The organism is Actinobacillus vicugnae, assembly GCF_901687125.1.
Taxonomy (GTDB): domain Bacteria; phylum Pseudomonadota; class Gammaproteobacteria; order Enterobacterales; family Pasteurellaceae; genus Actinobacillus; species Actinobacillus vicugnae.
This window is the reverse complement of the sequence record NZ_CABFJY010000005.1, coordinates 1-13,238: the sequence shown is the minus strand read 5'-3', so window position 1 is coordinate 13,238 and position 13,238 is coordinate 1. Positions and strand designations below refer to the sequence as shown.

11 protein-coding genes are annotated in these 13,238 nt (G+C 40.1%); 10 read left to right on the top strand and 1 reads right to left on the bottom strand.

Going from position 1 to position 13,238, the window contains the following annotated elements; all coding sequences use genetic code 11:
- Positions 1–10: 10 nt before the first annotated feature.
- The 10 genes from F8M47_RS01495 to lpdA all read left to right on the top strand — a co-directional run bounded on the left by F8M47_RS01495 (position 11) and on the right by lpdA (position 13,057).
- Positions 11–370 (top strand): CidA/LrgA family protein, encoded by a 360-nt coding sequence (locus F8M47_RS01495; protein WP_150538455.1) that lies wholly within the window; start codon positions 11–13, stop codon positions 368–370.
- An 11-nt stretch (positions 371–381) separates the two neighbouring features.
- Positions 382–1,068 carry an LrgB family protein gene (locus tag F8M47_RS01490; RefSeq protein ID WP_150538454.1) on the top strand — a complete coding sequence of 229 codons (687 nt, stop codon included), beginning with the start codon at positions 382–384 and terminating at the stop codon, positions 1,066–1,068.
- A 55-nt stretch (positions 1,069–1,123) separates the two neighbouring features.
- The gene (gene msbA / locus F8M47_RS01485; protein ID WP_150538453.1) at positions 1,124–2,869 is read left to right on the top strand and encodes a lipid A ABC transporter ATP-binding protein/permease MsbA; all 1,746 of its coding nucleotides are present in this window, start codon (positions 1,124–1,126) and stop codon (positions 2,867–2,869) included.
- A gap of 116 nt (positions 2,870–2,985) precedes the next feature.
- Entirely contained in the window at positions 2,986–3,618 is a 633-nt protein-coding gene (gene lolB / locus F8M47_RS01480) for a lipoprotein insertase outer membrane protein LolB (RefSeq protein ID WP_150538452.1), read from the top strand.
- On the top strand, positions 3,618–4,463 hold the full coding sequence (gene ispE / locus F8M47_RS01475) for a 4-(cytidine 5'-diphospho)-2-C-methyl-D-erythritol kinase (protein ID WP_150538451.1): 846 nt from the start codon (positions 3,618–3,620) through the stop codon (positions 4,461–4,463). Before lolB ends, ispE begins: the two co-directional genes overlap by 1 nt.
- A gap of 31 nt (positions 4,464–4,494) precedes the next feature.
- Positions 4,495–5,445 carry a ribose-phosphate pyrophosphokinase gene (locus tag F8M47_RS01470; RefSeq protein ID WP_150538450.1) on the top strand — a complete coding sequence of 317 codons (951 nt, stop codon included), beginning with the start codon at positions 4,495–4,497 and terminating at the stop codon, positions 5,443–5,445.
- Between the two features lie 69 nt (positions 5,446–5,514).
- A complete protein-coding gene (gene pyrD / locus F8M47_RS01465) occupies positions 5,515–6,525 on the top strand; it encodes a quinone-dependent dihydroorotate dehydrogenase (protein WP_150538449.1) in 1,011 nt (336 codons plus the stop codon).
- A gap of 358 nt (positions 6,526–6,883) precedes the next feature.
- A complete protein-coding gene (gene aceE, locus F8M47_RS01460) occupies positions 6,884–9,538 on the top strand; it encodes a pyruvate dehydrogenase (acetyl-transferring), homodimeric type (RefSeq protein WP_150538448.1) in 2,655 nt (884 codons plus the stop codon).
- A gap of 85 nt (positions 9,539–9,623) precedes the next feature.
- Positions 9,624–11,519, top strand: coding sequence for a pyruvate dehydrogenase complex dihydrolipoyllysine-residue acetyltransferase (aceF, locus tag F8M47_RS01455; RefSeq protein ID WP_150538447.1), 1,896 nt, complete (start codon positions 9,624–9,626; stop codon positions 11,517–11,519).
- A 113-nt stretch (positions 11,520–11,632) separates the two neighbouring features.
- Positions 11,633–13,057, top strand: a complete 1,425-nt coding sequence (gene lpdA / locus F8M47_RS01450; RefSeq protein ID WP_150538446.1) for a dihydrolipoyl dehydrogenase — start codon at positions 11,633–11,635, stop codon at positions 13,055–13,057.
- A 101-nt stretch (positions 13,058–13,158) separates the two neighbouring features.
- Here lpdA and F8M47_RS12415 read toward each other — a convergent pair whose 3' ends face one another.
- Positions 13,159–13,236, bottom strand: coding sequence for an IS3 family transposase (locus F8M47_RS12415; protein ID WP_150538505.1), 78 nt, complete (start codon positions 13,234–13,236; stop codon positions 13,159–13,161).
- Positions 13,237–13,238 lie beyond the last annotated feature (2 nt).

Genomic DNA, 13,238 nt, shown 5'->3' with positions numbered 1-13,238 from the left:
AGGTATTCAAATGATGATTCGTATGCTTAGCATGTTTATTTCCTTAGCGTTTCTGTTTGTGATGCTATATGCGGGGAAATTACTTAGTATCCTGATTCCAATTGGGATCCCCGATAGTATTTGGGGTATGCTATTACTATTTAGTTGCTTAGTGATCGGCATTGTGAAGGTAGAATGGATAACACCAAGTGCTAGACCGCTCACCCGTTATATGACAGTTTTCTTTATTCCTATTTGTGCTGAAATTATTCAGCATCTTGATATGTTACAACAGCATTTCACTTCATTTGTCTTCGCAAATATACTCAGCACCTTGGTTTCTTTAGCACTAATTGGGTTGTTTGCGCAATGGATGTTTCACCGTAAATAATTGGCAATAATATGTTATATCTTTATTCACTTCTAACCATTTTGGCCTTCATACTTGGGCAACATATTAGTAAAAAGTTGCGTTCTTCTATTTTAAATCCGTTTGTTATCGCATTAGCGTTGGTGCTTTTAGTGATTGTGATCGGCAAAGTGCCTTATCAGGAATACTATCAGGGTAATTTCCCGATCAACAATTTACTTGGTGTATCTGTAGTGGCGCTTGCACTTCCATTTTATGAGCAATTGCCACAAATTCGTAAAAAATGGCGACCAATTTTAGCGGTAGCAGTGTTTGGTAGCTTTTGCACAATGCTAACAGGCGTGCTATTTGCGCTATTATTGGGAGCAAACCCAGCGATTTTAGCGGCGATTGTACCGAAATCGGTATCAACCCCAATAGCCATTGCAATTTCTGGGCAAATTGGTGCAAGTTCAGCGATTACTGCTGTGGGTGTGCTGGTCGCAGGACTATTAGGTTCAGTGTTTGGCTTTAGTGCGTTACATTATCTTGGCGTGCGTAATGTACGAGCAATTGGCTTAACTATGGGATCTGTTTCTCATGCATTAGGTACAGGACGTTGTATGGAATACAGCATTAAAACAGGGAGTTATAGCTCAATTGCGCTCGTGTTAAGTGGGGTACTTTCTTCTATTTTTGCGCCTTTTGTGTTTAAACTGGTGTTAGCATTGTGCTATTAATCTGAGTCGATTCAGGGTACAATGCCCCGATTTTTGAAAAAGAAGAATGGACATTATGCAAGAAAAAGATCTTTCGACCTTTAAAACATTTAAGCGTTTATTTCCAACGATTGCGCCTTATAAAGTAGGGCTTATTGTGGGGGCGGTAGCACTGGTGCTGAACGCCTTAGTTGATTCGGGGCTGATTTATTTATTAAAACCGTTATTGGATCAGGGCTTTGGGCAAGCGGATCACAGTTTTCTAAAACTGATGGCAGTGTTGGTGGTGGTATTTATTTTGGTTAGGGGGAGTACTAACTATATTGCGAGCTACTGCTTGGCTTGGGTTTCTGGTAATGTAGTGATGACCTTACGTCGTAATATTTTCCAGCATTTAATGTATATGCCTGTTAGTTATTTTGATCAGAATCCCGTAGGGCGTTCTTTATCAAGAGTAACTTACGATACAGAAATGGTGGCAAATTCTTCTTCACACGCATTAGTGACCATTGTGCGTGAAGGGGCTTATTTGATCTCATTATTTGTGGTGATGATTTATACCAGCTGGCAATTATCGTTGGTATTGTTTGTTATTGCGCCAATTATTGGCGTATTAATTGGTATTGTGTCAAAACGTTTCCGCAAATTAAGTCGCCATATCCAAAGCTCAATGGGCGAGCTAACTGTGACCACGGAACAAATGTTGAAAGGACACAAAGTCGTTTTGTCATTTGGTGGTCAGCAAGTTGAGAAAGAACGCTTTGACCGAGTGAGTAATGATATGCGCCGTAAAGGAATGAAAATTGTGTCTGCTGACGGCATTTCAGACGGTGTAGTGCAATTAATTGCTTCTTTTGCATTATCGGTTGTGCTATATGTAGCAACTTTTCCTGAAGTGATGAGTGAACATCTTACAGCAGGCTCATTTACCGTTGTATTCTCATCAATGATGGCAATGTTACGCCCGCTTAAATCATTGACAAATGTGAACTCACAATTCCAACGAGGCATGGCAGCTTGTCAAACCTTGTTTGAATTTTTAGATTTAAAAACGGAAAAAGATCTCGGTACGCAAGAAGTGGTACGTGCAAAAGGTGAGGTGGCGTTCAATAATGTTTCGTTTAGCTATGCAGGAAAAGACGAACGTGCATTAAACCACATTTCTTTTCGTATTCCACGAGGCAAAACGGTGGCATTAGTAGGTCGTTCAGGCTCAGGTAAATCGACCATTGCGAATCTATTAACTCGTTTTTATGATATTGATGAAGGTGAAATTACCTTAGACGGAATCAATGTTCAAGATTATAAACTTGCGAACTTGCGTGAGCAATGCTCAGTGGTTTCTCAGCAAGTGCATTTGTTTAATGACACCATTGCGAACAATATTGCTTATGCGGCAACCGATAAATATAGCCGTGAGCAAATTATCGCAGCCGCAAAAGCTGCTCATGCAATGGAATTTATTGAGAAATTAGATGACGGCTTAGATACGATTATTGGTGAAAATGGGGCAAGTCTTTCTGGTGGTCAGCGCCAGCGTTTAGCGATTGCTCGTGCGTTGTTACGTAATTCACCCGTGTTAGTGTTAGATGAAGCGACTTCTGCGCTAGATACCGAATCCGAACGAGCAATTCAAGCTGCATTGGCTGAACTGCAGAAAGATAAAACGGTACTCGTCATTGCACACCGCTTATCCACCATTGAAAAAGCCGATGAAATTTTGGTAGTTGATCACGGGCAAATTATTGAGCGTGGTTCGCACACTCAATTACTTGATCAAAATGGAGCATATAAGCAATTGTATAGCCTCCAATTTAGTTAATACATGAGTCTCTCTTATGTTAAGAGGGACTTTTCTTATTTGTATAAGCGGTCAAATTTTCACAGAATTTGACCGCTTATAAGGTAGAATAGCCACTCATTTATAAAAGGTTAGCTATGAAAAAATTTTCTTTTTTAGTTTCATTTGGCGCAATGTTAGTATTAACAGGATGTAATTCTGTGCTAGATGCACCTACGACTGTTCAAACGCCTAGCGTTCAAATCCCGCATTCTGATGTGAAATGGCAACAACATTTAGCCCAATTAACTCAAATTAAACGCTATCAAGCGAAAGGGCAATTTGGCTATATTTCGCCAGAAGAACGTTTTTCTTCACACTTTGATTGGCAATACCAATCAGCAAATAACTTTGGTTTAGCGCTTTCATCAAATTTATCGACCAAAGCGATGAAATTACAACGTACTCAGCGAGGTTTAACGGTTTCAGATAGTGAAGGGCGTTCGCGTTCCGATGCAGATGTAAATACGCTGATGGAAGAAATTATTGGTGTATCGTTTCCAATCGATCAATTTGCCTATTGGGTAAAAGGTCAGCCAGAACAAAATGGCAATTATATTGTGAATGAAAAACGTCAACTTTCGCAATTTAGCTATCCAATCAATGGACAAGTGTGGAAGGCAAGCTATGTGGAATATCATGAAGATCGCCTACCAAACTTACCGAAGTTGATTGTGTTAGAAAATGGTCAGCAGACTTTAAAAATTCGTATCGATCAGTGGACTTATTAATGAATAAAGTGACATTACCTAGCCCCGCGAAGTTAAATCTTTTTTTATATATTACCAATCGACGTGCTGATGGCTATCATGAGCTACAAACCCTTTTTCAATTTTTAGATTTTGGAGATGAAATTTCGCTTGAAGTCGATGATAGCGGAGAAATTTCGTTACAAAATGAAATCGAAGGTGTAGAGAAAGAGCAGAACCTGATTTATCGTGCCGCAAAATTATTACAAAATCACACCGCTTGTCGTAAAGGTGCCAAAATTGGCGTGACAAAGCGTTTACCTATGGGGGGAGGAGTCGGTGGCGGTTCATCAAATGCGGCAACCGTATTGGTAGGGCTCAATCATTTTTGGCAAACAGGTTTGAGTTTAACGGAGCTTGCTGAACTAGGGCTGAGCTTAGGTGCGGATGTACCGATCTTTGTGCGAGGCGTTGCGGCTTTTGCAGAAGGCGTCGGTGAGCAATTAACTCCTTGTGAGCCAGCAGAAAAATGGTTTGTAGTGTTAAAACCGAGCGTTTCTATTTCAACAGCGGTGGTTTTTAATGATCCAAATTTACCTCGCAATACGCCAAAACGTAGTTTAACGGAATTATTTGCCAACAATTGGGCAAACGATTGCGAAAAAGTTGTGCGAGATCATTATTCAGAGGTTGAAGATCTTGTCCAAGAATTGGTAGAATATGCACCGTTTCGGTTAACAGGCACAGGTGCTTGTATTTTTGCCGAATTTGATTCAAAAGAAGACGCAGAGAAAGTCTTCGACTGCAAACCTCAAAACGTGTGTGGTTTTGTTGCTAAAGGACAGAATATTTCCCCTTTGCACAAAAAATTAAACTTAATCCCCTAAATTCCCTTTGTAAATTCAAGGATCAATTCCAATGCCAGATATTAAACTGTTTGCGGGTAACGCAACGCCAGAACTTGCAAAACGTATTGCAGAACGCCTTTATATCTCTTTAGGTAATGCAACAGTAGGTCGTTTTAGCGACGGTGAAATTCAAGTTCAAATTAACGAAAACGTACGTGGTTCGGATGTGTTTATTATCCAATCAACTTGTGCTCCAACAAATGACAACTTAATGGAATTGATTGTTATGGTTGATGCGTTACGTCGTGCGTCTGCTGGTCGTATTACGGCTGTTATCCCTTATTTCGGTTATGCACGCCAAGACCGTCGTGTGCGTTCAGCGCGTGTACCAATTACTGCGAAAGTAGTTGCAGATTTCCTTTCAAGCGTGGGTGTTGACCGTGTCTTAACTTGTGATTTGCACGCAGAGCAGATCCAAGGTTTCTTTGATGTACCAGTAGATAACGTATTTGGTTCGCCTGTGCTTATCGAGGATATTTTAAAGAAAACAGACTTAAATAATCCAATGGTAGTATCACCAGATATCGGCGGTGTGGTGCGTGCACGTGCAATCGCGAAATTATTGAATGATGCAGATATGGCGATCATTGATAAACGCCGTCCAAAAGCAAACGTATCACAAGTCATGCACATTATTGGTGATGTCTCAGGTCGTGATTGTATTTTAGTTGATGATATGATCGATACTGGCGGTACTTTAGTGAAAGCAGCAGAAGCGTTAAAAGAACGTGGTGCAACAAAAGTTGTTGCTTACGCAACGCATGCAGTATTCTCAGGCACAGCAGCGAAAAACATCGCAAACCCAGCATTAGATGAAGTGGTTGTAACGGATACCATTCCACTTTCTGATGAAATTAAAGCATTAAATAAAGTACGTGCATTAACATTATCAAGCATGTTGGCAGAAGCTATTCGTCGTATTAGCAACGAAGAATCTATTTCTGCAATGTTTGACGCATAATCCTTCAAGGGCGAGTTTGATACTCGCCCTTAGTTTATTTATTTTTCCTATACAACCGAAGAGTTCATCATGTATTCCTTCATTCGCAAATGTCTTTTTGCTATGGACGCTGAAAGTGCGCATAATTTTTCCGTTCAAGCGCTTAAACTGGTCGGAAAATTACCTTTTGATCCTCTACCTATTCCACAAAATCCCACAGATGTTATGGGGCTACACTTCAAAAACCCCATTGGATTAGCCGCTGGGGCAGATAAAAATGGCGAAGCAATCGATGGTTTCGGAAAGCTAGGATTCGGCTTTGTTGAAGTTGGAACTGTTACGCCTGTGGCACAAGACGGTAATCCTAAACCTCGCCAATTTCGACTGTTGGAAGCAGAAGGAATTATTAATCGTAATGGTTTTAATAATGATGGTGTGGATGTATTGGTTGAGAATGTAAAACGCTCAAAATATGACGGTGTATTAGGCATTAATATCGGGAAAAATGCATTTACTCCAATCGAAAATGCGCTAGATGACTACCAAATTTGTTTACGCAAAGTATATGAATACGCGGATTATATTACGGTGAATATTTCTTCGCCGAACACAAAAAATTTGCGTTCGTTGCAATATGGTGAAGCACTAGATGATTTGCTAAGTGCGCTAAAACAAGAACAGTCTATTCTTTCGCAAAAGTTTTCAAAATATAAACCGCTTGTCTTAAAAATTGCGCCTGATTTAAGTGATGAAGAAGTGGCTTCGGTGGCAGATAGTTTAGTGCGACATAAAATTGATGGCGTGATTGCAGGCAATACAACGTTATCTCGAGACCCCGTCTCTGGTTTAAAGCATGCAGAGCAACAAGGCGGACTAAGTGGTAAGCCTCTAAATTCGCTAAGTACGCATTTGATTACTAGATTAGCAAAAGAACTCAATGGGCGATTACCGATTATTGGCAGTGGTGGTATTCATTCTGTTTCATCAGGGCAGGAAAAAATAGGTGCAGGAGCTAGGTTGTTGCAAGTTTATTCGGCAATGATTTACCAAGGACCTAGATTAATTCAAGAATTGGCAAAACATATCAACCTCAATAAATAACCCTCCTACAAGCGGTTAAAATTTGTAAAAAAATTGCAAGTTTTAACCGCTTGCTTATTGGTAGCGCTAGCTTGTACGGGTCAAAAAAATAGACAAAATAGGGCAATTTTGCTATCTTGTTGGCAAAAATTTTTCTACAAATTTTCAACATTTTTTAGTAAACGTTAAAATATGTTTAAAATCAAGTAGATAAATCAAAGATATTCACTCGAATAGAAAACAGGTTTTTACATTTTGTTAAACTTTCTGTGTGTTTTATGTTTAGTCTATTCAAGTGAATGTTTATAATTTCATCAAACGATAAGTCCTAATTTCATAGCACTTATCACTCATTATTTACTTAAAATAAGGACAACCTATGTCAGAGTTAGAAAGAGATGTAGATCCATTTGAAACAAAAGAGTGGTTAGAATCACTTGATTCATTAATCCGTGTAGAAGGTGTTGAACGTGCACAATTCATTATCGATGAGTTATTAAGCCAAGCGCGTAAAGATGGCGTGCCAGTTCAATCAGGTGTAACAACAGCGTATGTGAATACTATCCCTGTATCAGCACAACCAGCTTACCCAGGTGACCACAAAATCGAGCGCCGTATTCGTTCAGCAGTACGTTGGAACGCTATCGCAATGGTTTTACGTAGCCAGAAGAAAGATCTTGATTTAGGTGGCCATATTTCAACATTCCAATCAGCAGCAACAATGTACGAAGTGTGCTACAACCACTTCTTCAAAGCAGCAACTGAGAAAAATGGTGGTGACTTAGTATTCTTCCAAGGTCACGCTGCACCAGGTATGTATGCTCGTGCTTATGTTGAAGGTCGTTTAACAGAAGAACAACTTGATAACTTCCGTCAAGAAGCATTTGTAGATGGTTTATCTTCATATCCACACCCGAAATTAATGCCTGAGTTTTGGCAATTCTCAACCGTATCAATGGGTTTAGGTCCTGTTAATGCAATTTACCAAGCTCGTTTCTTAAAATACCTTGAAAACCGTGGTTTAAAAGATACTGCAGATCAAAAAGTGTATGCATTCTTAGGCGATGGCGAGATGGATGAAATTGAGTCTAAAGGTGCATTAACTTTCGCAGCTCGTGAAAAATTAAATAACTTAATCTTTACAGTAAGCTGTAACTTACAGCGCTTAGACGGCCCAGTAAATGGTAACGGTAAAATCATTCAAGAATTAGAAGGTTTATTTACTGGTGCAGGTTGGGAAGTAATCAAAGTATTATGGGGCAGCAACTGGGATAAATTATTTGCGAAAGACACTTCTGGTAAGTTAGCGCAATTAATGATGGAAGTGGTTGATGGTGACTACTTAACATTCAAATCTAAAAATGGTGCTTACATTCGTGAACACTTCTTCGGTCGTTACCCAGAAACAGCTGCATTAGTAGCAGATATGACTGATGATGAAATTTGGGAGCTTCGCCGTGGTGCACACGATAGTGAAAAACTTTACGCTGCGTACGCAAAAGCTCAAAAATCTGATAAACCAGTAGTGATTTTAGCGCACCAAGTTAAAGGTTATAAAATTCCTGAAGCAGAAAGTAAAAATACTGCTCACCAATCGAAAAAAATGTCATTAGAAAGCTTAAAAGGCTTCCGTGACTATTTCGAATTGCCATTAACTGATGAACAAGTTGAAAATCTTGAATACATCAAATTTGCAGAAGGTTCTGAAGAATACAACTATATTCACGGTCACCGTAAAGCATTAAATGGTTATGTTCCTGCTCGTCGTACGAAATTCGATGTAGAGTATAAAGTACCTGCATTAGAAGAATTTAAAGCGTTACTTGAAGAACAACCACGTGGTATTTCAACCACAATGGCATTTAGCCGTGTATTAAATATCTTATTGAAAGATAAAAATATTGGTAAAACAATCGTTCCAATGATCGTGGATGAAGCACGTACATTCGGTATGGAAGGTTTATTCCGTCAAGTAGGTATCTATAACCCACACGGTCAAAACTATACGCCTTCAGATCGTGATTTAGTAGCTTACTACCGTGAAGCAAAAGATGGTCAAGTATTACAAGAAGGTATCAACGAATTAGGTGGTGCTGCTTCTTGGGTAGCTGCGGCAACTTCTTACTCTGTAAGTAACCAGCCGATGATTCCATTCTTCATCTATTACTCAATGTTTGGTTTCCAACGTGTGGGCGATATGATGTGGTTAGCAGGTGACCAATTAGCCCGTGGTTTCATGGTTGGTGGTACATCTGGCCGTACAACATTAAACGGTGAAGGTTTACAACATGAAGATGGTCATAGCCATATTCAAGCAGGTATTATTCCTAACTGTGTTACTTACGACCCATCATTCGCATTCGAAGTTGCAGTAATCATGCAAGACGGTATCAACCGTATGTACGGTGAAAAACAAGAAGACGTATTCTACTATATGACTACGTTGAACGAAGTGATGGATCAACCTGCAATGCCAGAAGGTGCAGAAGAAGGTATCCGTAAAGGTTTATATAAATTTGAAACGGTTGCGGGTAAAGGTAAAGGTCACGTTCAATTATTAGGTTCTGGTGCAATCATGCGTCACGTTCGTGAAGCAGCACAAATCCTTGCGAATGACTACGGTGTAACTGCAGACGTATTCTCAGCACCATCATTCAATGAATTAGCACGTGAAGGTAACGATGCGGTACGCTGGAATTTATTACATCCAACAGCAGAACAACGTGTTCCTTATGTAGCGCAAGTGTTAGCTGATTTACCAACAGTAGCTTCAACTGACTACGTGAAACAATATGCGGATCAAATCCGTGCATTCGTACCAACAAAACACTATCACGTGCTAGGTACAGATGGTTTCGGTCGTTCAGATAGTCGTGCAAATTTACGTGAACACTTCGAAGTAGATGCACGTTATGTTGTGATTGCAGCATTATCACAATTAGCGAAAGAAGGCACAGTAGAAACTAAAGTGGTTGCTGATGCGATTGCTAAATTCGGCTTGAACGTAGATCGTATTAACCCGTTATATGCATAATCAGTAGGGACGCGAAGCTTCGCGTCCACATAAAAAGATAAAGGATGCCACACGTGGCGTCCCTGCAATAAAAAAGGATTACCAAATGTCAAAACAAATTAATGTACCAGACATCGGTTCGGATGAAGTAAGCGTAACCGAAGTAATGGTAAAAGTAGGCGATACTATTACTGTAGATCAATCGATTATTAATGTGGAAGGTGATAAAGCTTCAATGGAAGTGCCAGCACCAGAAGCAGGCGTAGTGAAAGAAGTTTTAGTAAAAGTTGGCGATAAAGTAACAACTGGTTCACCAATGTTAGTGTTAGACGCGGCAGATGTAGCACCAGCTCCATCAGCTGAAGCACCAGCACAACAAGCAGTAGCTGCGCCAGCAGCATCAGCAGTAGTTGAAGTGAATGTACCTGATATCGGTTCAGATGAAGTTAATGTAACTGAAATTATGGTTAAAGTTGGCGACTCAGTTGAAGTTGATCAATCAATCATTAACGTTGAAGGCGACAAAGCTTCAATGGAAGTACCAGCTCCAATCGCAGGTGTAGTAAAAGAAATTTTAATTAATGTTGGCGATAAAGTAACCACTGGCAAATTAATCATGAAGTTTGAAACCGCATCAGCAACACCAGTCGCTACAGCGCCAGTTCAAGCAGAAGCACCAGCAGTTGCAACGGCAACAGTAATTAAGGATGTAAATGTACCTGATATCGGTGGTGATGAAGTAAACGTAACTGAAATCATGGTAAATGTTGGCGATACAGTATCAGAAGAGCAATCTTTAATTACTGTTGAAGGCGACAAAGCATCAATGGAAGTACCAGCGCCATTTGCAGGTGTAGTAAAAGATATTTTAGTGAAATCTGGCGATAAAGTATCAACAGGTTCATTAATTATGCGCTTTGAAGTTCAAGGTGCTGCACCAGTAGCGACTCCAGCACCAGTTGCACAAGCAGCTACTCCAGCGCCAGTAGCACAGACAGTAGCGCCTGCACAAAGCGGTAATGTTTCTGGCTTGAGCCAAGAGCAAGTTGTAGCAAGCAATGCATATGCACACGCAACACCAGTAATTCGCCGTTTAGCGCGTGAATTTGGCGTGAACTTAGATAAAGTTAAAGGTACAGGTCGTAAAGGTCGTATCGTTAAAGAAGATATCCAAGCATATGTTAAAACTGCAGTTAAAGCATTTGAAACAGGTACTGTTGCAGCAACAGCAGGTAATGGTGTGGCAAATGGTGCAGGTTTAGGCTTATTACCATGGCCGAAAGTTGATTTCAGTAAATTCGGTGAAGTAGAAGAAGTAGAGTTAAGCCGTATCAATAAGATTTCTGGTGCAAACTTACACCGTAACTGGGTAATGATTCCACACGTTACACACTTCGATCGTACAGATATCACAGAATTAGAAGCGTTCCGTAAAGAACAAAATAAAGTTGTTGAAAAACAAAAACTTGATGTGAAGATTACGCCAGTCGTATTCATCATGAAAGCGGTAGCGAAAGCATTAGAAGCATACCCACGTTTCAACAGCTCAATTTCTGAAGACGGTCAAAAATTAACGATTAAGAAATACATCAACATTGGTGTTGCGGTAGATACGCCAAACGGCTTAGTTGTTCCTGTATTCAAAAATGTGAATAAAAAAGGCATTATCGAATTATCACGTGAGTTAATGGAAGTTTCTAAGAAAGCGCGTGACGGTAAACTTTCTGGTTCTGACATGCAAGGTGGCTGTTTCACAATTTCAAGCCTTGGTGGTATCGGTACAACTCACTTTACCCCAATCGTGAATGCGCCAGAAGTTGCAATCTTAGGTGTGTCTAAGTCTGAAATGGCACCTGTATGGAATGGTAAAGAGTTTGAACCACGCTTAATGCTTCCTCTTTCTCTATCATTCGACCACCGTGTAATTGATGGTGCTGATGGTGCAAGATTCCTAAGCTACATCAATGGTGTATTAGCGGATATTCGTCGCTTAGTAATGTAATAGGTAAGCGGTCGAATTTGTAAAAGTTTTTGCAAAATTGACCGCTTGTAGGGACACACTGCGTGTGTCCATGGACGCAGGTAATGCGTCCCTACAATTAAAAAGGAAAAATTATGAGCAAAGAAATTAAAACGCAAGTCGTGGTACTTGGTGCGGGTCCTGCTGGTTATTCAGCGGCATTCCGTTGCGCAGACTTAGGCTTAGAAACGGTTATTGTTGAACGTTATTCAACTTTAGGTGGTGTATGTTTAAACGTAGGTTGTATCCCGTCTAAAGCATTATTACACGTCGCAAAAGTAATTGAAGAAGCAAAACATGCGGAAAAAAATGGTATTACTTTTGGCGAACCGACAATTGATTTAAATAAAGTTCGTGCGGGTAAAGAGGCGGTTGTAGCAAAATTAACAGGTGGTTTAGCGGGTATGGCTAAAGCACGTAAAGTAACTGTTGTAGAAGGTTTAGCAGCATTTACTGATCCAAATACTTTAGTTGCACGCGACCGTGATGGTAACCCAACAACAATTAAATTTGATAATGCGATTATCGCTGCAGGTTCTCGTCCAATCGAATTACCATTTATTCCACATGAAGATCCACGTATTTGGAACTCAACAGATGCACTTAAATTAAAAGAAGTGCCGAAAAAATTATTAATTATGGGTGGTGGTATCATCGGTTTAGAGATGGGTACTGTTTACCATGCATTAGGTTCGGAAGTTGAAGTGGTTGAAATGTTCGACCAAGTAATTCCAGCTGCGGACAAAGATATTGTTGCGATTTACACTAAACAGATCGAGAAAAAATTCAAGTTAATGCTTGAAACAAAAGTAACGGCTGTTGAAGCGAAAGATGATGGCATCTACGTTTCAATGGAAGGCAAAGCATGTAACGATACTAAACGTTACGATGCGGTGTTAGTTGCTATCGGTCGTGTACCAAATGGTAAATTAATTGATGCGGGTAAAGCAGGTGTGAACGTTGATGAGCGTGGTTTTATTGCAGTAGATAAACAAATGCGTACAAACGTGCCACATATCTTCGCTATCGGTGATATCGTAGGTCAGCCAATGTTAGCACATAAAGGTGTTCACGAAGGTCATGTTGCTGCTGAAGTGATTGCAGGTCAAAAACACTACTTCGATCCAAAAGTGATTCCATCAATCGCTTATACTGAGCCAGAAGTTGCTTGGGTTGGTAAAACCGAAAAAGAGTGTAAACAAGAAGGCTTAAACTATGAAGTGGCTAAATTCCCTTGGGCTGCTTCAGGCCGTGCAATTGCTTCTGAATGCTCAGAAGGTATGACTAAACTGATCTTCGATAAAGATACACATCGTTTACTTGGTGGTGCAATCGTAGGTAGTAACGGTGGTGAGTTATTAGGTGAAATTGGTTTAGCAATCGAAATGGGTTGTGATGCTGAAGATATCGCTTTAACTATTCACGCTCACCCTACATTACATGAATCTGTAGGTTTAGCAGCGGAAGTGTTTGAAGGCTCTATCACAGACTTACCAAACGCAAAAGCTAAAAAACGCTAATACGTTAGTTTAATATTTATACAAGCGGTCGAAATTCGCAAAAAATAGCAGAATTCGACCGCTTTTTGATCTGCCCCCCAAAAGTTGGACAGGTTAGTACACTATAAATATTGAGCTCTGTATTGTGCAGGGCTCAATCCTTTTAAATCCATTTTAATACGCTTTTGGTTGTAATACATCA

Excerpts from the sequence above, each read along its gene's own strand:
- F8M47_RS01495 (WP_150538455.1), top strand. The coding sequence starts at position 11 with ATGATGATTCGTATGCTTAGCATGTTTATTTCCTTAGCGTTTCTGTTT.
- F8M47_RS01490 (WP_150538454.1), top strand. The coding sequence starts at position 382 with ATGTTATATCTTTATTCACTTCTAACCATTTTGGCCTTCATACTTGGG.
- msbA (WP_150538453.1), top strand. The coding sequence starts at position 1,124 with ATGCAAGAAAAAGATCTTTCGACCTTTAAAACATTTAAGCGTTTATTT.
- lolB (WP_150538452.1), top strand. The coding sequence starts at position 2,986 with ATGAAAAAATTTTCTTTTTTAGTTTCATTTGGCGCAATGTTAGTATTA.
- ispE (WP_150538451.1), top strand. The coding sequence starts at position 3,618 with ATGAATAAAGTGACATTACCTAGCCCCGCGAAGTTAAATCTTTTTTTA.
- F8M47_RS01470 (WP_150538450.1), top strand. The coding sequence starts at position 4,495 with ATGCCAGATATTAAACTGTTTGCGGGTAACGCAACGCCAGAACTTGCA.
- pyrD (WP_150538449.1), top strand. The coding sequence starts at position 5,515 with ATGTATTCCTTCATTCGCAAATGTCTTTTTGCTATGGACGCTGAAAGT.
- aceE (WP_150538448.1), top strand. The coding sequence starts at position 6,884 with ATGTCAGAGTTAGAAAGAGATGTAGATCCATTTGAAACAAAAGAGTGG.
- aceF (WP_150538447.1), top strand. The coding sequence starts at position 9,624 with ATGTCAAAACAAATTAATGTACCAGACATCGGTTCGGATGAAGTAAGC.
- lpdA (WP_150538446.1), top strand. The coding sequence starts at position 11,633 with ATGAGCAAAGAAATTAAAACGCAAGTCGTGGTACTTGGTGCGGGTCCT.
- F8M47_RS12415 (WP_150538505.1), bottom strand. The coding sequence starts at position 13,236 with ATGTATTACAACCAAAAGCGTATTAAAATGGATTTAAAAGGATTGAGC.